This window comes from Rhodopila sp. (assembly GCF_035548095.1).
Classification (GTDB): domain Bacteria; phylum Pseudomonadota; class Alphaproteobacteria; order Acetobacterales; family Acetobacteraceae; genus Rhodopila.
This window is the reverse complement of sequence record NZ_DASZUV010000004.1, coordinates 138,405-159,019: the sequence shown is the minus strand read 5'-3', so window position 1 is coordinate 159,019 and position 20,615 is coordinate 138,405. Positions and strand designations below refer to the sequence as shown.

The window sequence follows — 20,615 nt, the reverse complement described above, 5'->3', positions numbered from 1 at the left end:
AGTAGAAAGAGACTCATGACGAACACGCAAGATGTCGCCCATGAACTCGATATTACAGCCGAGGTCTGTCCCATGACCTTCGTCCGCACGAGGCTGGCCTTGGATCGCCTGGCCCCCGGTGAGGTTCTTCTTGTCCATCTGAAGGGGAAGGAACCGTTGGAGAATGTACCACGGTCCGCTGTGTCCCTCGGACATCAACTGCTCTCGATCGATACCGATGCCCAGGGAATCAGCCATTTATCGATTCGCCGCGGCCCCTGAACCGCTGGCTGGCGCTCCGCCCGCTGGTGCCGGAAGGTCCAGGCGCTGCACGAGCGCATCCGACCCATCCGAGTAATAACGGCGTCGCAGTCCGGCCTGGATGAATCCAGATTGTCGGTAAAGCTCTAACGCCGGAGTATTTTTCGTCGATACTTCCAGAAATATGACCGTGACTCCGAGGTGGCCGGCGTAACTGACCGCTTCTTGCAGTAATCTTGACCCCACGCCCAGCCGCCGTGATTCCGGCCGTACCGCAAGCGTCAGGATCTCCGCTTCGTCGCCGGCGACCCGAAGCAGGATCAATCCGTTCCTCGAGTCGCTCAGCCCGATGACGTTGGGAAGGGCCAATTGCAGACCGAAGATATCGGCGCTCCACGCGTCGGAGGGGGGGAAGGCGGCGGCATGGATATCCGCCAGAAGCGCAGCCCTCTCCCGCCCAACTCTTTCGATCCCGAATGCCGTCATCACTCCGCGGCCGGCAGCGTGGGCACGGGATGTGACGGAAGGCGGGCTTCCGGGGCGTCGACGTATAGCGGTTCCGCCCGGCGCGGCGGCATGCTGCCGCGCAGGCGGCGAATCGCCGCCTCGGCGATGTGAGATCCGCTGGGGAAGCGGGCGTCCGTCAGCATCACATTGGCACCGCGCGCCGCAAGACGGCTGGCAACTTCATGCGCGGCGGTGCCGGCCACGGCGATCGGTCCAGCGGGATATGGCAGATCGGTCAACGAGGCGGACAGGACGCGCTCATCCTGCTCGATGAACACGCGGCCGGTACGGCTTGGCACAGCCGTCCATAGCATTCGCTGACCCAGCAGCGGCAGCGCCTCCCGCAATGCCTCACCGACGGTGACGCCGATCACGGGAATGCCGCCGGCAAGGCCGAGACCGTGCGCCAAGGCCAAGGCGCCGCGGATGCCGGTGAAACTGCCGGGGCCGATGGTGACGGCGACAGCGTCGAACCCGGCCACCGGGATGCCGATGGCTGCCAGAATCCGCCGGGCCATCTCGGCCAGCACCCCGGGCTGGCCACGCGTCGCGTCCTGGTGCTCCTGCACGGCGGTGCCGTCCACCAGGGCTGCGACCGCGCAGCGGCCAATCGCGGAATCTATCGCCAGGACGCGCATGCGCTGAACGGTCCGGTCCGCGTCAAGCGACCTCCCTGCGCGTCAGGCGAGAAGGCAGGCTTCGTCGAAGTCCAGGCGCGGCGAGCGGTTGAACAGCCCCTCAGGGTCGCCATAGCCGATATTCACCAGGAAGTTGGAGCGCCAGCCATTGAACGAGAAGAACGCTTCATCGACTTTCGCGTTGTCGAAGCCCGACATGGCACCGATGTCCAGTCCGAGCATGCGCGCCGCGAGCATCAGGTAGGCCCCCTGAAGGGTTCCGTTCCGGAAGGCCGTGGTCGCGGCAAGCGAGTCATTGCTGGTGAACCACCCGGCCGCGTCTGGATTGTGCGGGAACAGCTTCGGCAGTTTCTCATAGAATTTTGGATCATATGCCACGATCGCCGTCACCGGCGCCGACATCGTCTTGGCGGTATTGCCGGAGGACAGGGCAGGAGCCAGTTTCTCCTTCCCTTCCCTGGTTCGGATGAAGACAAACCGGGCAGGGGAGCTGTTCGCCGAGGTCGGGCCGAACTTCAGCAGCTCATAAAGCGCATGCAGTGTCTCGTCTGACACCGGGCGGTCCTGCCACTTGTTGTGGGTGCGCGCCTCGCGGAACACCAGGTCAAGATGGGCAGGGTCGAGCGCCATGAGAGTCTCCGTGATGCAACAGGGATGTTGCGCCGCAGCATCCTGGATGCGCGCCGCAGCGTCAACCGGGCGGGGTCGCCAGAGAGCCGGGTTGAGAGGCGAAGCGGGATGGCGCCGCTCGTTCCGGCGCCGCGCGTCAGAACTCGACCTGCTCGACCGCGATCACCTCCGGCACGTAGTGCCGCAGCATGTTCTCGATGCCGTGCTTGAGGGTCGCGCTCGATGAGGGGCAGCCGGAGCAGGACCCCTGCATGTGAAGGCGGACGATCCCTTCGCGATAGCCGCGGAAGACGATATCGCCGCCATCACCGGCGACGGCCGGGCGGACCCGGGTATCCAGCAGCTCCTTGATCTGGTCGACGATCTCCTGGTCGGCGGGATCGACATCCTCATCCAGATCGTCGGCGTCGCCCTCGATCACCGGCAGCCCGGCGACGAAATGGTCCATGATCGTTGCCAGTACCTGCGGCTTCAGGGCCTGCCAGCTGACCGCATCGGTCCTCGTCACGCTGACGAAATCACCGCCGAGGAAGACGCGCCCGACGCCTGGCAGCGCAAACAGCGCGCGCGCCAGCGGGCTGCGGGCCGCGGACTCGGCGGCGGCGAAATCGGCGGTCGAGACCTCCATCACCGTGCGGCCTGGCAGGAATTTCAGGGTTGCCGGGTTGGGGGTGCTCTCGGTCTCGATGAACATGCTGGCTTGTCCTGCTTGCTTCTTCAATCTGGACCGCAAAGGTCCGGACACGACAACGGCTACATCGGACCTATCGGCGTGGTTGGCAAGAGGCGGGCATCATGGAAACAGGGCGTCGGGCAAAACGGGGCGTCGGGCAAAGCGGGATGTCGGGCAAAGCGGGATGTCGGGCAAAACGGGGCATCACGCGAAACGGGGTGTCCGATCATGCCGCTCGGCAGCCGGGCGCGGTCCATGGCGTGCCCCCCGCTGTCAGCGGCTGGCCACGTCGCGCAGTACGGGCTTGATGATGACGCAAGGCGTTTTGCGGCGATTGAGGGCGGTGCAGGCTTCCTGTGCGTCCGACGGGCGCAGGCCAACGACCTGCGCGCGATACACCGGCTTCCGCTTGACCGTCACCGGTTCGACGCGGATATCCCCGCCATCCGCCAGGCGGCGGGCATTGGCCGCGGCCGTGCGGGCGGCAGCCTGCGTCCCGAAGGCCCCGACCTGGATCGTCCATGCCGCCTGGTGCAGCCGGGCGGCCTGCGCCGGCGGCTGAGGCAGCGCCTGCGGCCGCGCCGGTGCCTCGGCGGCCCGCGCCGATGCGATCAGCATCATCCGCGGCTGTGGCGCCGTCCGCCGGCCGATCGGCACATCCATCTGCGTGAAGCTCTGGTCCAGCAGGGCCGCCATATGGATGTCGCGCTCGCTGTTCGAGCCGGCACCCAGAACGACGCCGATCAACCGCACCCCGCCGCGCACCGCGCTGGTCACCAGGTTGTGGCCCGAGGCGACCGTGTAGCCTGTCTTGAGGCCGTCCGCGCCGGGATAGGTGCGCAGCATGTTGTCGTGGTTGAAGATGACGCGCCGGTGCCAGGTGAAGCTGGGCACCGAAAAATACCTGTAATAGCTTGGGAAGTCGTTGATCAGGTGCCGCGCCAGGATCGCCAGGTCACGCGCCGTCGTCCATTGATCGGGATCGGGCAGGCCGGACGCGTTCCCGAACGTCGTGCGGCTCATGCCCAAGGCACGCGCCCGCAATGTCATCATTTGGGCGAACCGGTCCTCGCTTCCGCCCAGGAACTCCCCCAGCGCGGCGGCGGCATCATTGGCCGACTTCGTGATCAGGCCCAGAATCGCCTCTTCCACGGTCAGCCGCGTCCCCGGAACGAGGCCGAGCTTGGTGGGTTCCATCGAGGCCGCATGGCCGGTTACCGGGACCGTGTCGTCCAGCGAGATGCGCCGGTCACGCAACGCCTCGAACGTCATGTACAGCGTCATCATCTTGGTGAGGCTGGCCGGGTGGCGCGGCTGGTCCGCGTTCACGTCCTCCAGCACATTGCCGGTGGCGGCATCGACCACGATGGAGCTGTAGCGGGCCGACCCGATCTGGGCATGGGCGGACGCGGCCCATATCAGGCCGACGCAGGTCGCGACCGATGGCAGCCAGCGCAGTGATCGCTTGCGCGGAAGGCATGCATTGCCTGCCATCTCCATGGGTCTCCTTCTGCGTAACGGCGGGGAGTGTACGGCCGGACATGGGTGATTGTCCAGCCCTAACGCGGATGAAAACCTCCGAGTCTTAATGTGTTAGACGGCGACTCTCACATGTCGCCAAGACCCCGCGGAAAGTGGCGAAAAACCTCTCCCGGATTACCCTCCATGATTGTTTGTGCGCTGCACAAAAATCGCTTGATCCGGGTGGTCGGCCTGTCTATATGCCGCGTTGTTGCGGTGCAGCATCGTGCGTCGCAGGGATGATTTGGGCAGCGGGCCGAATGAGCGGTTGATAACGGGCCCGCCTTGGCAGGAGAGGATGTAAATGAAGAAACCCACTGAATCGACCGCTGTCACGGAAGAGACGGTCCCCGGCACGGCCCCCGGCAAAGCGTTTGAAACGACCATGTCCGGCCTGAAGGACGGCATGACGAAGGCTACCGCCGGATTTGAAGCGACCGGCAAGACAATGAAGGAAGGAATGGAAAAAGCGATGAAGACCGCGGAAGAGTTCGTTGCGTTCGGCCAGGGCAACCTGGAAGCCATCATGAAGGCGGGCCAGATCTGGGCCGCCGGCGTTCAGGATCTGTCGAAGCAGGTTGCCGCCACGGCGCAGGGTGCGTTCGATGAGACGTTCTCGACCTTCAAGGCGCTCTCCACGGTGAAGTCCTTCAAGGATGCCCTCGACATCCAGAGCTCGTTCGCCCGCGCGACGCTGGAGAAGACGATGGCCGAGTCCAGCAAGCTGACCGACGCCTCGTTCAAGCTCACGGAGCAGGCGCTGGCGCCGCTGACCGCCCGCGTAACCATCGCGGTCGAGAAGTTCGCCAAGGCCGCGTAAGCATTTTTCACGGCGACGCATTTCAAGTGGGCCCGGACCTTGTCCGGGCCTTTTTGTTTGCCCATCTGCTGGAACCGATCTGCTGGAACCGATCGGGGGCGCGCGCCGGACCCCGTCGCGCCGGCTGGAAAGGCGCTGCGCTGGACGGAGCGCCTCTTGCGGTCGCGGCGAGTCGGCGCAATCGTCGGGGTCCGGTTCAGGTGGCGCAAGGCCCTTTCATCCGAGCGCGGCCATCCGATATGGTTGCCTGATAATGGCGGCCGGCCTTGCGGCGGCTGCTCGGTGATGGAGGCGGGTCTCCCGCGGGGACCGTCGGGCGGGGAAATCCGGTCGGCACTGCTTCGACAGGGCGGATGGCAGGCGAGGCGGTCAGCGGCTTGTGTGATGGAATGCGATTGCGATGAGTGACGACGACAAGAGAGGCGGCGGGACGACAGAGGGGCCAAACACCGGCGTCGTCGTCAAGGCACGTCCGAAGACCCGCAAGCCGGCGATGTACAAGGTATTGATGCTGAATGACGACTACACGCCGATGGAGTTCGTGGTCCACGTGCTGGAGCGGTTCTTCCAGAAGTCGCGCGAGGAGGCGACCCGGATCATGCTGCACGTCCATCGCCGTGGCGTTGGCGTCTGCGGGGTCTACACCTATGAAGTCGCTGAAACAAAAGTGACCCAGGTGATGGACTTGGCTCGGCAGAACCAGCATCCTCTACAGTGCACGATCGAGAAGGAATGAACGTCGCGGTGTGTAGGCCGTTGTCCTGGCAGATGCGGCAGACCCGGCGGAGCGGCCGGGATCACTTCCAGGGGCGGGATCACTCTGCGGAATCACCGCCAGGGGTACGTCTCTCAGGGGTATGTCTCTCAGGAGTACGTCTCTGGCAGGGGCACATCGCTGGCGGTGGCGATAGTGGCGTCCGAGCGGGCGCCGGGCTGGTTTCATCCGGTTCTATCGGGATGAAGGCGGCTGATACGAATGGTTAATCGCGGAATTCGCGCCGCGTCGGCGTGCCGCCCAGGGAAGGTCTCCTTCGTGCGATCCTCCCGCAAGCGGTTTCCCGGGGCGATTCCGCAGTAGCGTGTAGGAGCGTCGGATATGCTGTCACGGAACCTCGAACAGACGCTTCACCGCGCCTTGTCCCTCGCCAGCGAGCGCAAGCATGAATACGCGACGCTGGAACACCTGCTTCTCGGCCTGGCCGACGACACGGATGCCGCCACGGTTCTGCGGGCCTGCGGTGTCGACCTGGACAAGCTGCGTGCCGACCTGACCGAGTTTCTCGATAAGGATCTGGCCGGCCTGGCGACGGAGCGGCCGGGCGACCCGAAGCCGACCGCCGGCTTCCAGCGGGTGGTGCAGCGCGCCGCGATCCATGTCCAGTCATCCGGCCGCGATGAGGTCAGCGGCGCCAACGTGCTGGTGGCGCTGTTCTCGGAGCGGGAGAGCCACGCGGTCTACTTCCTGCAATTGCAGGACATGACCCGGCTGGACGCCGTCAACTTCATCAGCCACGGCATCGCCAAGGCGCCCGGCCGCTCCGCCCAGCGGCCGGTGACCGGCGCCAACGCGCCGCAGCCGGAAAGCCAGCCGGAGCAGGAGCGGGAGGAGAAGCCGAACCGCCGCAACCAGGACGCGCTGTCGAATTACTGCGTGAACCTGAACAAGAAGGCGATGGCCGGGAAGATCGACCCGCTGATCGGCCGCGACCTGGAGATCGAGCGGACCATCCAGATCCTGTGCCGCCGCACCAAGAACAATCCGCTGTACGTGGGCGATCCCGGCGTCGGCAAGACCGCGATCGCCGAAGGCCTGGCCAAGCGCATCGTCGAGGGCGACGTGCCGGAAGTGCTGACCAAGTCGACGATCTACGCGCTCGACATGGGCTCGCTGCTGGCCGGCACCCGCTACCGCGGCGACTTCGAGGAGCGGCTGAAGGCCGTGGTCAGCGAGCTGGAGAACCAGCCGGGCGCCATCCTGTTCATCGACGAAATCCACACCGTGATCGGCGCCGGCGCCACCTCGGGCGGCGCGATGGATGCGTCCAACCTGCTGAAGCCGGCGCTGGCGTCGGGCACGCTGCGCTGCATCGGCAGCACCACCTACAAGGAATTCCGCAACTACTTCGAGAAGGACCGGGCGCTGGTCCGGCGCTTCCAGAAGATCGACGTGAATGAGCCGTCGCTGGAAGACAGCGTGAAGATCCTGCGCGGGCTGAAGCTGAACTACGAGAAGCACCACAAGGTCCGCTATACGGATGAGGCGATCCGGGCGGCGGTGGAGCTGTCGGCCAAGTACATCCACGACCGCAAGCTGCCGGACAAGGCGATCGACGTGATCGATGAAGTCGGCGCCTCACGCATGCTGCTGCCCGAGAACAAGCGCCGGAAGACCGTCACCTTGAAGGATGTCGAGGAGATCGTGGCAAAGATCGCCCGCATCCCTCCCAAATCCGTCAGCGCCGACGACAAGGAGACGCTGAAGAACCTGGAACGCGACCTGAAGGCGATGGTGTTCGGCCAGGACAAGGCGATCGAGGCGCTGGCGGCGGCGATCAAGCTGGCCCGCGCCGGTCTGCGCGAGCCGGAGAAGCCGATCGGAAACTACCTGTTCAGCGGCCCGACCGGCGTCGGCAAGACCGAGGTCGCGCGCCAGCTTGCCGCCACCATGGGGATCGAGCTGATCCGCTTCGATATGTCCGAGTACATGGAGCGGCACAGCGTCTCCCGCCTGATCGGCGCCCCGCCCGGCTATGTCGGCTTCGACCAGGGCGGCATGCTGACCGACGCGATCGACCAGCACCCGCACTGCGTGCTGCTGCTGGATGAGATCGAGAAGGCGCATCCCGACCTGTTCAACATCCTGCTGCAGGTGATGGACCACGGGAAGCTGACCGACCACAACGGCAAGACGGTCGATTTCCGCAACGTGGTGCTGATCATGACCACCAACGCCGGTGCCTCCGACATGGCCAAGGAAGCCATCGGCTTCGGCCGCGAGGCGCGCGTGGGCGAGGACGAGGACGCGGTGAAGCGCCTGTTCACGCCGGAGTTCCGCAACCGGCTGGACGCGGTGATCCCATTCGCCAACCTGACGCCGGAAATCGTCGGGCGCGTGGTGGAGAAGTTCGTCATGCAGCTGGAAGCCCAGCTCGCCGACCGCAACGTGACGATCGAGCTGTCGTCGGCGGCGAAGGAATGGCTGGCGGAGCGTGGCTATGACAAGCTGTATGGCGCGCGTCCGCTGGGCCGCGTGATCCAGGAGCACATCAAGAAGGCCCTGGCCGAGGAGCTGCTGTTCGGCAAGCTGGTGAAGGGCGGCGCCGTGAAGGTCACGCTGAAGGACAACAAGCTCGAGTTCGAGATCACCGAGGCGACCCTTCCGGCTCTGCCGAAGCCCGAGGGCGACGACGATGGCGCCGCCGATCGGGAGCAGGAAGTCGAGGTCTGATACGGGAACGCCGACCCCAAGGGTCGGCGCCCGCCACGACTCGGGACTCGCTCGCGGTCAGCCGCAACCCGCTCAGTCGCACACCCGCTCAGGCGAATGCTCGACCCAGCCGAGCGCCCGGTCGGCTGACCGTTCGATCCAGCCGAGTGCTCGGTCAGGCGAAGGCCGCGCCGGTGGGGCCGGGCGCGGCGATCTTCTGCCGCCGCTACCAGGCGATCTCTTTCCCCTGGTAATCCAGGTAGACATGATGGTGCCTGCCCTGCTGCGCCAGCATGACGTCCACCATGCCGCGGGCGCTGTCCTCGACCGAGACCGCGGCGCCGGGCCCGCCCATGTCCGTCCGGACCCAGCCGGGATGTAGTGACAACACGGTCAGCTTGCGACCGCTCACCTCGGCATACAGCCCACGGGTGAGCGAATTCAGCGCGGCCTTGCTGGCGCGATACAGCTCATGCCCGCCCGGGTTGAGCGCAACGCTGCCCATGACCGAGGAGGTGAAGGCGATCACACCGGTTCCGGCACGCACGCGCGGCGCCACCGCCCGGGCAAGCCGGATCGGGGCGATCGCATTGGTCATCATCAACGCACCGGTCTCGGCCTCGGTCGCCTGGCTGGCGCTGCGATGGGCCGGGCCCGCCACGCCGGCATTGATCAGGGCGATATCCAGCACCTTGCCGGCAAGTGCCCCATTGTCGAAGGCGGCGGCGAAGCCGTCCAGGGACGCCGGGTCGTTCAGCTCCAGGGCCGCGACCGTGACGCGGCCCGGCGAGCCGGAAGCCAGCGCGTTCAACGCGATTGCCTCGGCCGGTTTGCGGGCAGTGGCAATGACATCCCAGCCACGGGCGAGGAACGCCTTGACCACGCCCAGGCCGATGCCGCGATTGGCACCCACGACGAGCGCCAGCCTGTGTTCCGCCATGTCAGTTCCTTTTCATCGGGCCGGCCCGCTGGAGCCGGGATCGAACGTTCGCGCGCCCGCCGCGCTGTCGAGCGCCATCGGCGGGCTTCCGGGGTGGCCTATCGGCTGCACTCGACCACCACCGTGCCGACCTTGCCACCAGCCTCCACGCTCTTATGGGCGGCGGCGGTCTGCAACAGGGGGAACCGCTCCGCCACCGACAGGATGCGGCCGGGTGTCCGGATGAACGCGGTCAGGTCATCCTGGGCGCGGACCCGGTCGGCGACCGGACTGGTCGGCAGCACGAAGGCGCGGATGGCGACGTTGCGAAACATCAGCGCGCGCAGATCGATCTGTGGCTCCTGGTTTCCATTGGTCGCGTAATAGGCAATGGTGCCGCCATGCCGGACGGAGGCGAGAACCGGGTGCAGATTGCCGCCCAGGTCCACGTCCACGACATGGTCCACGCCAACACCCGTGGTTATGTCGGCGACACGGGCGGCCACGTCTTCCGTGCGGTAGTTGATGATCCATTCGGCGCCGCCCTGGCGTGCGCGTTCCGCTTTTTCGTCGGAGCTGACGGTGGCGATCACCCGGGCGCCGGCCCAGGCGGCAAGCTGCACGGCATAGTGTCCCACGGCGCCGGCGCCGCCGGTTACCAGGATCGTCCGGCCCTGGACCGATCCGAACGCGAAGACGCACCCATGCGCGGTCATGCCGGGAATCCCCAGCGTTGCCGCCTCGGCGAAGGAGACGTGGCCGGGCAACGCGCGCACGAGGTCGACATCCAGTGCGATGTATTCCGCGGCGGTTCCCATCCAGCGGCCGTTTCGCTGGCCGTTGTACAGCCAGACACGCTTGCCGACCCAGGCAGGGTCCACCTCGTCTCCCACCGCGTCGACGATCCCGGCACCGTCACTATTCGGAATGACCCTGGGATGTTCCGCCGGCACGGCGCCACGGCGGCGATAGGTGTCCGACGGATTGACGCCCGATGCTTCCAGTCGGACCCTCACTTCGCGCCGCTTCGGGTCCGGCGTCGGCAGTTCGCCGGTCATGAGAACCTCGTCCGCCGGCCCTTGCCGATCGTACCAGACTGCCCGCATCGCTCGTTCCTCCAGAGACCTATTCAGGCCAGTCTAGCGGGACGAGGCAGTGGTGCAATTTCGCCTCGGTGGCGAAAAATTGCCATCATTCACGCCCGTAAGGTTGTAAGGTTCTCCTGAGAGCAGACAATTGAGTGACGTGGTGCCGCACGAGTTCGAGTTTGATGGAACGGTGGATCCGGTTCTGGAGGAGTTTTGTGCCGCCGCGGGACTCGAAGGTCTGGTGGTCCTGGACTTGGGGGGCAGCGGCGGCGCGCCCGTGGTCGTGCATCGCAGCGGATTCGGCAGCCCCAGCGTCATGGATGAGGGGCGGACGCTGCTGATGCTGAACCCGGATGCCCCGGCCCATGGCGTCGCGTCGGACCGGCGGCCGATCCTGGTTTGTCCCTGGACGACGCCGCCCGCGCGGGCAGGCGGGGCCGTTTTGTGGCGCGCGCCGCGGGGCGCGCGGTGGCGAGAGAGCGATCATGCGTTGGCGGGCGGCCTGGCCGTGCTGTTGCGCACGTTTCTGGCGACGGGCAACGGCCAGGTCGGCATCGACCGGCTGACCGGCCTGCCGAACCGGCGATGGTTTCTCGATGAGGTTGACCGGCACCTGGACCGGATGTTGTTTGGCGGCGGCATCGGCACACTGACCGTCATCGAGGTGGCCAATTTCGCCCAGATCCGCGCCGCATCGGGACGCGACGTCGCGCAGACCTTCCTTGTTCGCCTCGCCGCCCAGCTGCGTGCAAGGGTCCGGCCGGGCGACGCCGTGGCGCGCGTCGACACCGCCCAGTTCGGGCTATGGCAACCGGCGATGGACCATCTGACGGCGGCGGAGCGGGCCCATGAACTGTGTACGGAGCCGCCGCCGCCGGATATGCCCTCCGGCATGGTACCGCGGTTGGCGATCGGGATCGCGGCACGCGCGGCGGACAGTGCCGAGGACGTGCGCGCCCTGTTGCAGCGGGCCATCGCCGAGGTTGCCGAACTGCGGCGGCAGGAAGCCGGCGGCTGGCGGGTTTCGCGCGGTGTCCCCCTGCTCCCCAGGCGGCCTGACGATATGAAATCGTAGTCAGAGTGTGTGCACGGCCGATTCGGCGCTTGCCGACGGATGATAGTCGGTTGACAATCCAGCAATGACGCTGTTGCACGACACGTCCGAGGTAGAGCCCGTCGGCCAGGCCGTGCTGCCGCAGACCACGTTGCCGCGTTACCCGATGGCGCGCCGCAATCACGGTCCGGCTTTTGCGGCCCTGGATCTGGGGACGAACAATTGCCGCATGCTGGTGGCGACGCCGCATGCCGAGGGTTTTCGCGTCCTCGACAGCTTCTCTCGCATCGTCCGTCTGGGGGAGGGGCTGCAGGCGACCGGCCGCCTGTGTCCCGAAGCGATGGACCGCGCGATCGGCGCCCTGGAAGCCTGTGCGACCCGTCTGGCCAGGCGCCCGGTGCGGCAGGTGCGGGCGATCGCGACCGAGGCATGCCGCAAGGCCGTCAACGGCCGTGAATTCCTGCTGCGGGTCAAGCAGGAGACAGGGTTCGATTTCGGTGTGATCTCGGGACGGGAGGAAGCGGAACTCGCCCTGGAATCCTGTGCCCCGCTGCTGCCGACGGATGGCAGGCGTGCCTTGCTGTTCGACATCGGCGGCGGCTCGACGGAGCTTGCCTGGGTGCGGCTGACTGGCGGCCGGCCGGAGCTGATTGGCTTCGATTCGCTGCCGGTCGGCGTGGTGAACCTGGCGGAGCGCTGGGGCGACGCCGGGTATTGCGCCGTCGGGTTTGAAGCGATGGTCGACGACGTGGTCCAGCGACTCCTGCCATTTGAGCGTGTGCATTGCATCGGGCGAGAGATCGCCGCCGGCGGCGTGCGGCTGCTGGGAACCAGCGGGACGGTGACGACGCTGGCCGGCGTCGCGCTGAATCTCGAGCGATATCGCCGCCCGGCGGTGGACGGTGTGGAGCTCGCCGACCACGAGGCCGACAACGCCCTCACCGCGCTCCGTGCACTCGGCCGCGAGGGCCTGCTGCAGCATCCCTGTGTCGGGCCGGATCGTGTCGACTTCGTGCTGCCGGGTTGCGCCGTGTTCTCCGCGATTACGCGGCTCTGGCCGGCACCCAGCATCATCGTCGCGGATCGGGGATTGCGGGAAGGCGTGCTGCTTCGGTTGATGCGCGCGGACCGCCAGAAGCAGGGCCGTCACGACGGGCGGCGGCGGGATTCCTGCCGTCAATGAAACGCCTGCCATGAAGCGCCCGTCCATCCCGTCCTCGCGCGGGCTGTCGGTTTCGGTGAAGACGGCGAAACGCCGCTCTGCCGCCTCGGCTCGGTGGCTGGCGCGCCAGTTGAACGATCCCTATGTCACGGCTGCGAAACAGCAGGGATGGCGATCGCGCGCGGCATTCAAGCTGCTGGAATTGGACGACCGGTTTCACTTGATCAAGCGCGGTGCGCGCGTGCTGGACCTGGGCGCGGCGCCGGGCGGCTGGACACAGGTGGCGGTGCGTCGCGGGGCGTCATCGGTGCTGGCGGTGGATTTGCTGCAAGTCGATCCGCTGCCGGGCGCGACCATCCTGCAGGCGGATTTCACGGATGCCGACATGCCGGAGCGGCTGGTGGCACTGCTTGGCGGGGAAGCCGATCTGGTGTTGTCCGATATGGCGCCCAACACCACCGGCCATGCCGCCACGGATCACATCCGCATCGTGGCGCTTGCCGAAATGGCGGTGGATTTCGCCATCCGGGTCCTGACCCCCGGCGGCGGCTTCGTGGCCAAGGTGTTCCAGGGTGGATCGGAACGGCAGATGCTGGACAACCTGAAGCGTCATTTCGCCCAGGTAAAGCATGCCAAGCCCCCGGCCAGCCGCAAGGAATCCAGCGAACTTTACGTTGTGGCGCTGGGATTCAAGGGCCGGACGGAGGGATAGGCCAAGGCCGGCTCACCACCCGGCCTGGGCGGTCCGGATCGCCTCGGGTGTCCGCTGTGCGATGGCGCCGCTGCTTGGCGGCCGATCGGGATGGATGAACCCGAATGTCGGATAGACGGTGGTGCCCAACTGGCCGGTGGGCGGCCAGAACACCCGCACCTGCGTCCAGTCGCCGGCCGGCGAAACATCGACGATCGACTGGTCCCTGGTGACCCGATGATGCACCCAGTTCGCCTGGCTGACGCGAATCTGCCGAGCGGACAGCACCTGCGACACGACGGCGACATGGCCCGAGGGCAAACGGGATGAGCGTCTGAATACCAACAGGCTGCCGACATCCGGATTGGCGGACCGTTGATAGCGCCCGGCGGCTTGCGGCCACCAATCAGCCGCGTCGCCGGTCAGGTTCACACCGGTCAGGGCGCGTGCGAATGGCGCGCACTCGATGGCGACGCTGCCGCCGACATAGCTCCCCGACTCCGGGGAAGGGCGGGTCGACCCGCAGGCCGCAAGCACCAGGCAGAGCAGTGGCAGCAGGCGGGCGGCGAGACAAGACATGGCGGCGGCTCATCGGTGCATGCGCGATCTTGTCGGCATCATGCACGCGCAAAGCCGATTCGCGGCCAGTGTCCTCGCCGCTACCCTGCCTTGGGTAGCCCCAACAGCGTGTGCAGCACGTAGTCCGTGTGCGCCCCGACCGCCGGGCCGGTCCAACGCACCACGTCCTCCGGCCTCTCACCGTCCAGGCGGATCGCCGGGCCTGGGTGCAGCGTCCTGCCGGTCAGCGGATCATCGACCGCCTGCACCGCCTTGCGGGCCAGAAAATGCGGGTCGGTTGCGCAATCCGCGATGTCGTACAAGCGCGAGCAGGGTACTTCGGCCGCCTCCAGGATCGCCTCGGCCTGCTTGGCCGGCAGGGTCCTTGTCCAGGTGGCGATGGCGGCATCCAGTGCCTTCCGGTTCGCGCAGCGCAGCCCGTTGGTGGCGTATTCGGGGGCGTCGGCGAGTTCCGGCCGGCCGATGGCCGCCATCAGACGGCGGAAGATCAGATCGGAGTTGCCGGCGATGCACAGCCAGCGTCCGTCGGCACAGGGATAGGTATTGGTCGGCGCGGCCGTCTCGATCGCGGCGCCGATGGGCTGCCGCACCCGCCCGTCCAGCGCATATTCCGGCAGCATGCCCTCCATCAGGCTGAACACCGAATCCACCAGGTTCACGTCGATGACCCGCCCGACGCCGGTACCGGCAGCGTCGCGCTGCCACACCGCGGCCAGCAGGCCGATCGCCGCGTACATCCCCGCCAGATCGTCGCTGATCGAAATCCCGCAGCGCGGCGGCGGCAGCTCGGAGCTGCCGCTGGGATGCCCGGTCAAGTGACGCAGCCCGCCCATGGCTTCGCCGATCGCGCCGAAGGCAGGCTTGTCGCGATACGGGCCGTCCTGGCCGTAACCCGAGATCCGGGCGATCACCAGCCGCGGGTTGGCTTGCCGCAGCACGTCGGGGCCAATCTTCAGCCGTTCCAGCTGGCCGGCCCGCAAATTCTCCACCAGCACATCGGCGCGTTCCACCAGTTTCAGCAGGATGTCGCGTTGCGACTTCAGGTCAAGCTCGACCGACAGCTTGTTGCGGCCATGGATGCTGAACCAGACCGAGTGTCCGTCCTTCGCCGCGCCCCACCCGCGGAACGGGTCACCGCCGGGCGGTTCCACCTTGATCACCTCGGCGCCGAGGTCGGCGAGAATGCGGGTGCAGAACGGCGCGGCGATATAGTGGCCGATCTCCAGCACTTTCAGGCCGGTCAACGGGGGTGTGCTCATGCGACACTACTTCCGGTAGAAGAAAGACAGAAAATTTCGCCCAAATATCCGATCGCGGCGGGCGCCGTTAACCTCTCATAAAGGATTCGCCCATATAAACGAGCCCGGAGCCGCTCAGGCGGTGTCCTGTTTCCTCCCCGCAATCGCGGCAATGCCCGCGACACCTTCAGCGGTACGGCCCATCCCCCCGGGTCGTACCGCTTTTTTTACCACGGCGGGCGGTCGCGCTTTTGCCGCGCCGCGTGGCCGTGCCTCTTTCGCTCTTCTCGCGCGCGCAGCATGATCCGTTCCTGGTCAGGCGTGCTTCGCCCAAGGCTTCGGGCGGCCGCGCCGGCCCCTGGCAGAAGGGTGGGTGCATGGACGCGATCATCGAGGCATTGGCGAAGGCGGCTGGTCTGGACAAGGCGCTGGCCGCGTTTCCGGACGATGTGAAGGCGGCGGCGGCGCAGGCGCTGAACAATGCGCATGGCGTGCAGGTCCCGACCGACCCGGCCGCGGAACCCTGGCCGCCGATGCGCGCGGGGACCGGCCTATGACCGCTCTGCATTGGCTCAGCGCCGCCGAGGCTGCAAGGGCGTTCGCGGCCAGGACGCTGTCTCCGGCCGAGCTGATGACGGCCCTGCTCGAGCGTATCGGGACGCTGGACAAGCGGCTGAACGCCTTCATCCGCCTGGACGCGGACGCCGCGATGGCAGCCGCCAAAGCCGCCGAGGCCGAGATCGCCGCTGGCCGCATCCGCGGTCCGCTGCACGGCGTGCCGGTCGGCATCAAGGACATCATCGACGTGGTCGGGCTGCCGACCACCTGCCACTCTAAAATTCTGCTCGACACCATCGCCAAGGCGGACGCGGTGGTGGTGGAGAAACTGCGCGAGGCCGGGGCGATCATCATCGGCAAGCTGTCGACGCACGAATTCGCGATCGGCGGACCGAGCTTCGATCTGCCGTTTCCGCCGGCGCGCAATCCGTGGAATCCGGACCATCATCCGGGCGGCTCCTCATCCGGGTCCGGCGCCGGTGTGGCGGCCGGGCTCTTCCCGCTGGCGCTGGGTACCGACACCGGCGGATCGGTGCGCAACCCGGCCAGCGCCTGCGGCATCGTCGGACTGAAGCCGACCTATGGGCTGGTGTCCCGCCGCGGCGTGTTTCCGCTGTCCTTCACCTTGGACCATGTCGGTCCGCTGACCCGAACGGTCGCCGATAACGCGCTGCTGCTGGACGCGATCGCCGGCCACGACCCCGGCGACCCCGGCAGCGCCGCCACCCAGGCCCGGTATTTTGGCCGCCTGCTGGATCGCGGTGTGCGTGACCTGCGCATCGGGTTTATCCGCCATTTCCACGAACGCGACCTCCCCGCCCACCCGGAAGTCTCGGCTGCCCTGGACGACGTCGCCCGGGTGCTGGAAGCCGAGGGTGCGCAGATACGCACGGTGACGCTGCCCTCCCTGACGGAATTCGCGGCGATCAACCGGGTGATCCTGTGCTCCGAGGCGTGGTCGATCCACGCGCCCTGGCTGCGCGAGCGGCCGGGTGACTACGGGCAGCTCGCCCGCCGCCGCCTGCTGCCGGGTGCCTTCATGACTGCCGGCGACTATGTCGGCGCACAGCGGCGGCGCTTGCAGGTGATCGCGGCGGTCGAGGACCGGCTGCGCGATTGCGACGTGCTGATGTGTGCCAGCTCCATGGACCCGGCCAGCCGGATCGATGACGCCGAGGAGACGGCGCGCACCTATCCGCGCCAGGCGCGCACGCCGTTCAACGTCACCGGCCATCCGGCGCTGGCGATGATGGCGGGGCTGGCCAGCAATGGGCTTCCCGTCTCCGTCCAGTTCGTCGGGCGCTACTTCGACGACGCCACGGTCTTGCGTGTCGCCGCCGGCTATGAGAGGGCGACGAAATGGTCAGCGAAAAAGCCACCGATCGGATGAGCGCCATGGAGGGGGGGCCGGTCTCCCGTCACTTCTTCTCTCAGCGGATGCGGCTGCACTATGTGGACTGGGGCAATCCGGACGCGCCGCCATTGATCCTGCTGCATGGCGGACGGGACCATTGCCGCAACTGGGACTGGGTGGCGGCGGACCTGCGCCGGGACTACCACGTGATCGCGCCGGACCTGCGCGGCCACGGGGATTCCGCCTGGGCGGCGTCGGGCAGCTACGCGATGTCCAACTACATCTACGACCTCGCGCAACTGATCCATCAGCAGAAACTGGCGCCGGTGGCGATCGTCGCCCACTCGCTCGGGGGCAACATCGCGCTGCGCTACAGCGGCATCTATCCGGACAATGTCCACCGCCTGGTGGCGATCGAGGGTCTGGGGCCGGGCCCGCGCTCTCACGCCAAGGCCGACAAGATGGCGATGCCGGACCGCATGCGCTGGTGGATCGATGAGCAGCGGGCACTCGCCGGTCAGCAGCCGCGCCGCTATCCGACCCTGGAAGACGCGTACGCCCGAATGCAGGAGGCGAATGCGCATCTGACCGCGGAGCAGGCGCGGCACCTGACCCAGCACGGCGCCAACCAGAACGAAGACGGCACCTATAGCTGGAAGTTCGACCACTATGTCCGGTTATGGCCGCCCTATGACATGACGCGGGAGGAGATCGCCGGGCTGTGGGGCCGCATCACCTGCAAGACGATGCTGGTCTGGGGCAAGGAAAGCTGGGCCACCAATCCGGAAACCGACGGCAGGCTGGGCTATTTCCAGAATGCCAGGGTGCTGGCCGTCGAGGGGGCCGGCCATTGGGTGCACCATGACCGGCTTGACCTGTTCCTGCGGGAGGTGCGCTCCTTCCTCGCGGAGCCGTGACGCGGCTGAGGCGAGGAGGGAAACGGCCATGGCCGTCGTGGTGTTCGGATCGATCAACCTGGACCTGATCTTCGCGTTGCCGCGCCTTCCGGCGCCGGGCGAAACGGTGCTGGGGCCCACCACACGGATCGAGCCGGGCGGCAAGGGGGCTAACCAGGCGGTGGCCGCGGCACGGGACGGGGCTCGGGTGGTGATGGCCGGCGCGGTGGGGCGCGATGCGCTCGCGGATGGCGCGCTGCGTCTGCTGCGTGAGGCGGGGGTCGATCTGTCCCGCGTCGCCGCTGTCGAGGCCAGCACCGGTTGCGCCGCCATCGCGGTGGATCCCGGCGGTGAGAACGCGATCTGTGTCGGGTCCGGCGCCAACCTGTTGGCGCGGGCCGACCAGGTGGAGGATGCGTTGCTGGGGCCGGCGACCACGCTGGTGCTGCAGATGGAAGTGCCGGCGGATCAGACGGTGGCCCTGGTTGCGCGCGCCCGGGCGGCGGCGGCGCGGATCGTGCTGAACCTGGCCCCGGCCGCGCCGCTGCCGGAAGCGACGTTGCGGGCGGTGGACGTTCTGGTGGTGAACGAAACCGAGGGCGCGTGGCTGGCGGCCGATCTGGGCTGCGCCGCGACAGCCGGGGCGCTGCGTGATCGGCTGGGGGGCGTCGCCGTGGTGCTGACGCGCGGTGGCGACGGGGCCGAGGTCGCGGCATCGCATGCGGCCTGGCACGCGCCGGCCTGGCCGGTGGAGGCGGCCGATACGACGGCGGCCGGCGATTGTTTCGCCGGCGTGCTGGCGCACCGGCTGGACCGCGGCGAAACGTTGCGTCAGGCGGTCGATCGCGCCAGCGCCGCGGCGGCGCTGTGCTGTACGCGGTCGGGCAGCCAGGGCAGCGTGCCGCTGGCGGTGGAGACCGAGACCGCCATGACGAGAGGGACTGGTGACGAGGGGGGCGTAGCGAAGGGGGACTTGCGGCGATAGGAGCTCGTAACGATGGGTGCTCGTGACAAGGCGGGACCGAGATCAGTCAAACTCCATGCCGGCTGATACCAGCCGTGCGGGAAACTTTCATTCTCCACTTTCCGCCAGGCCCTGCCGTGTCCCGACCGTTGCGGGCAGGGCCGAATGCCGGGGGACGGATGCCGGGGGAAGAACACTACCGCGCGATGTGGACGTATTCGAAATCTCCCGGCTTGTTGTCGATGCCGTGGCGCGGTGGGGCGATCCAGCGTGCGAACGTGCCTTTTTCCAGCGACGGCTTCATCAGGCCGGTGACGAACAGGTTGTCGTCGGTCGACGGCAGCATGGTTTCCTTGCGTGCCTCCCACGCCGCATTGTCCAGCAGCCGGCCTTTGGTGTCGGCGCGGATCGCGGCGAACTCGCCGATCCGGCGGTTGAACGCGACATGCGGCAGCGCCATGCGGAATTCGATACCGGACCGTTCCAGAACGCGATTCCATCGGTTGATGCCGGCTTGCGTATCGACGACGAAATCATCCCGCAGGCGCATGTTCAGGGCTGCCAGCGCCGGCACGTCCTCTTGGATGATCGCGCCATCCTTCAGCCGCAGGACCGGATAGGTGTCGTTCGTCAACCGGTGATCGTCGGTCAGCTTGTCCTCCCGGTACCGGCCTTTCAGCCCGGCGTTGAATGCGTTCGCCGCGTTGCTGCTGATTTCGTTGCCGAACAGGTCCAGGGTCAGCGAGAAATGCAGGTTCGCCTTCTTCTGGATCGTCGGCAGGTCGATCACGCCCAGCGCCCGGACCGCGTCGATGTCATACGGATCGCTGATCCCGGCCTCCCGCATCGCCTCGCAGGTGCGCTGGATCACCCGCTGCACCCCGGTCTCACCGACGAACATATGGTGCGCTTCCTCGGTCAGCATGAAGCGGCAGGTGCGTGACAATGGATCGAAGCCGGACTGGGCCAGGGCGGCGAGCTGCATCTTACCGTCGCGGTCGGTGAAGAAGGTGAACATGAAGAAGGACAGCCAGTCCGGCGTCTGTTCGTTGAACGCGCCCAGCATGCGCGGCGAGTCCTGGTCGCCGGAGCGGCGATGCAGCAGGTCTGCGGCTTCCTCCCGCCCGTCGCGCCCGAAATATTTCTGCAGCAGATAGACCATCGCCCACAGATGGCGGCCTTCCTCCACATTCACCTGGAACAGGTTGCGCAGATCGTACAACGACGGCGCGGTGGCGCCGAGGTGACGCTGCTGCTCGACGCTGGCGGGTTCGGTGTCGCCCTGGATCACCAGCAGCCGGCGCAGCATGGCGCGATACTCGCCGGGGACTTCCTGCCAGGCGGGCTCGCCCTTGTGTTCGCCGAACGGAATGGTACGGCCCTCGACCTGTGGGGCGAGCAGGATGCCCCAGCGGTACTCCGGCATGCGGACGAAGTCGAACTTCGCCCAGCCTTCGGCGCCGACGCCGACCGCGGTGCGCAGATAGACCGGGCAGTCCTGGAACCCGTCCGGCCCCATCTGCTTCCACCAGTCGATATAGCCGGGATGCCAGGTCTCCAGCGCCTTGCGCAGGCGGAGATCCTCATTCAGGCCGACGTTGTTGGGGATCAAGCCATCATAGTCGATCTGGGTGCCGTCCGGCATGGCAGGGTCCT

At 67.1% G+C, this 20,615-nt stretch carries 21 protein-coding genes; 11 read left to right on the top strand and 10 right to left on the bottom strand.

Features of this window, described 5'->3' with window-relative positions:
* The first annotated feature begins 15 nt into the window (after positions 1-15).
* The gene (locus tag VHC04_RS05000; protein WP_325678635.1) at positions 16-261 is read left to right on the top strand and encodes a sulfurtransferase TusA family protein; all 246 of its coding nucleotides are present in this window, start codon (positions 16-18) and stop codon (positions 259-261) included.
* Here VHC04_RS05000 and VHC04_RS04995 read toward each other — a convergent pair.
* The 5 genes from VHC04_RS04995 to VHC04_RS04975 form a co-directional block, all read right to left on the bottom strand.
* Complete coding sequence (locus VHC04_RS04995; protein WP_325678633.1) at positions 238-726, bottom strand: GNAT family N-acetyltransferase; 489 nt, start codon at positions 724-726, stop codon at positions 238-240. The two genes, VHC04_RS05000 and VHC04_RS04995, sit on opposite strands and share 24 nt — an antisense overlap.
* Complete coding sequence (gene tsaB, locus VHC04_RS04990; protein ID WP_325678631.1) at positions 726-1,385, bottom strand: tRNA (adenosine(37)-N6)-threonylcarbamoyltransferase complex dimerization subunit type 1 TsaB; 660 nt, start codon at positions 1,383-1,385, stop codon at positions 726-728. Before tsaB ends, VHC04_RS04995 begins: the two co-directional genes overlap by 1 nt.
* A 42-nt stretch (positions 1,386-1,427) precedes the next feature.
* Positions 1,428-2,015, bottom strand: coding sequence for a malonic semialdehyde reductase (locus VHC04_RS04985; protein WP_325678629.1), 588 nt, complete (start codon positions 2,013-2,015; stop codon positions 1,428-1,430).
* A 136-nt stretch (positions 2,016-2,151) separates the two neighbouring features.
* A complete protein-coding gene (locus VHC04_RS04980) occupies positions 2,152-2,709 on the bottom strand; it encodes a NifU family protein (protein WP_325678627.1) in 558 nt (185 codons plus the stop codon).
* A gap of 252 nt (positions 2,710-2,961) precedes the next feature.
* Entirely contained in the window at positions 2,962-4,182 is a 1,221-nt protein-coding gene (locus VHC04_RS04975) for a D-alanyl-D-alanine carboxypeptidase family protein (RefSeq protein ID WP_325678625.1), read from the bottom strand.
* 331 nt (positions 4,183-4,513) lie between these two features.
* Here VHC04_RS04975 and VHC04_RS04970 point away from each other — a divergent pair, with 331 nt between their 5' ends.
* The 3 genes from VHC04_RS04970 to clpA all read left to right on the top strand — a co-directional run bounded on the left by VHC04_RS04970 (position 4,514) and on the right by clpA (position 8,477).
* Positions 4,514-5,029 carry a phasin family protein gene (locus VHC04_RS04970; protein ID WP_325678623.1) on the top strand — a complete coding sequence of 172 codons (516 nt, stop codon included), beginning with the start codon at positions 4,514-4,516 and terminating at the stop codon, positions 5,027-5,029.
* A 400-nt stretch (positions 5,030-5,429) separates the two neighbouring features.
* Positions 5,430-5,765 (top strand): ATP-dependent Clp protease adapter ClpS, encoded by a 336-nt coding sequence (gene clpS, locus VHC04_RS04965; RefSeq protein ID WP_325678621.1) that lies wholly within the window; start codon positions 5,430-5,432, stop codon positions 5,763-5,765.
* A 360-nt stretch (positions 5,766-6,125) separates the two neighbouring features.
* Positions 6,126-8,477 carry an ATP-dependent Clp protease ATP-binding subunit ClpA gene (gene clpA, locus VHC04_RS04960; RefSeq protein WP_325678619.1) on the top strand — a complete coding sequence of 784 codons (2,352 nt, stop codon included), beginning with the start codon at positions 6,126-6,128 and terminating at the stop codon, positions 8,475-8,477.
* Positions 8,478-8,682: 205 nt separating this feature from the next.
* On the opposite strand, the gene VHC04_RS04955 is transcribed toward clpA, so the two are convergent.
* Positions 8,683-9,396: an SDR family oxidoreductase gene (locus tag VHC04_RS04955; RefSeq protein WP_325678617.1), complete on the bottom strand. Its 714-nt coding sequence runs from the start codon at positions 9,394-9,396 to the stop codon at positions 8,683-8,685.
* Between the two features lie 98 nt (positions 9,397-9,494).
* Complete coding sequence (locus VHC04_RS04950; RefSeq protein WP_325678615.1) at positions 9,495-10,433, bottom strand: NADPH:quinone reductase; 939 nt, start codon at positions 10,431-10,433, stop codon at positions 9,495-9,497.
* 187 nt (positions 10,434-10,620) lie between these two features.
* Between VHC04_RS04950 and VHC04_RS04945 the strand changes: the two genes are divergently transcribed.
* The 3 genes from VHC04_RS04945 to VHC04_RS04935 all read left to right on the top strand — a co-directional run bounded on the left by VHC04_RS04945 (position 10,621) and on the right by VHC04_RS04935 (position 13,391).
* Positions 10,621-11,538, top strand: coding sequence for a GGDEF domain-containing protein (locus VHC04_RS04945; protein WP_325679055.1), 918 nt, complete (start codon positions 10,621-10,623; stop codon positions 11,536-11,538).
* Between the two features lie 64 nt (positions 11,539-11,602).
* A complete protein-coding gene (locus VHC04_RS04940) occupies positions 11,603-12,700 on the top strand; it encodes a Ppx/GppA phosphatase family protein (RefSeq protein ID WP_408903776.1) in 1,098 nt (365 codons plus the stop codon).
* A gap of 10 nt (positions 12,701-12,710) precedes the next feature.
* Positions 12,711-13,391 carry an RlmE family RNA methyltransferase gene (locus VHC04_RS04935; RefSeq protein ID WP_325678613.1) on the top strand — a complete coding sequence of 227 codons (681 nt, stop codon included), beginning with the start codon at positions 12,711-12,713 and terminating at the stop codon, positions 13,389-13,391.
* 12 nt (positions 13,392-13,403) lie between these two features.
* Here the strand turns inward: VHC04_RS04935 and VHC04_RS04930 are convergent, their stop codons facing one another.
* On the bottom strand, positions 13,404-13,949 hold the full coding sequence (locus VHC04_RS04930; protein ID WP_325678611.1) for a CHAP domain-containing protein: 546 nt from the start codon (positions 13,947-13,949) through the stop codon (positions 13,404-13,406).
* A gap of 80 nt (positions 13,950-14,029) precedes the next feature.
* Complete coding sequence (locus tag VHC04_RS04925) at positions 14,030-15,208, bottom strand: CaiB/BaiF CoA transferase family protein (protein ID WP_325678608.1); 1,179 nt, start codon at positions 15,206-15,208, stop codon at positions 14,030-14,032.
* Between the two features lie 356 nt (positions 15,209-15,564).
* Between VHC04_RS04925 and VHC04_RS04920 the strand changes: the two genes are divergently transcribed.
* The 4 genes from VHC04_RS04920 to VHC04_RS04905 are packed head-to-tail and all read left to right on the top strand — an operon-like array spanning position 15,565 to position 18,980.
* A complete protein-coding gene (locus tag VHC04_RS04920; protein WP_325678606.1) occupies positions 15,565-15,744 on the top strand; it encodes a hypothetical protein in 180 nt (59 codons plus the stop codon).
* On the top strand, positions 15,741-17,135 hold the full coding sequence (locus VHC04_RS04915) for an amidase (protein WP_325678604.1): 1,395 nt from the start codon (positions 15,741-15,743) through the stop codon (positions 17,133-17,135). Before VHC04_RS04920 ends, VHC04_RS04915 begins: the two co-directional genes overlap by 4 nt.
* On the top strand, positions 17,105-18,016 hold the full coding sequence (locus VHC04_RS04910; RefSeq protein ID WP_325678602.1) for an alpha/beta fold hydrolase: 912 nt from the start codon (positions 17,105-17,107) through the stop codon (positions 18,014-18,016). Before VHC04_RS04915 ends, VHC04_RS04910 begins: the two co-directional genes overlap by 31 nt.
* 28 nt (positions 18,017-18,044) lie before the next feature.
* Positions 18,045-18,980: a ribokinase gene (locus VHC04_RS04905; RefSeq protein ID WP_325678600.1), complete on the top strand. Its 936-nt coding sequence runs from the start codon at positions 18,045-18,047 to the stop codon at positions 18,978-18,980.
* A 175-nt stretch (positions 18,981-19,155) separates the two neighbouring features.
* On the opposite strand, the gene boxB is transcribed toward VHC04_RS04905, so the two are convergent.
* Positions 19,156-20,604 carry a benzoyl-CoA 2,3-epoxidase subunit BoxB gene (boxB, locus tag VHC04_RS04900; protein WP_325678595.1) on the bottom strand — a complete coding sequence of 483 codons (1,449 nt, stop codon included), beginning with the start codon at positions 20,602-20,604 and terminating at the stop codon, positions 19,156-19,158.
* Positions 20,605-20,615 lie beyond the last annotated feature (11 nt).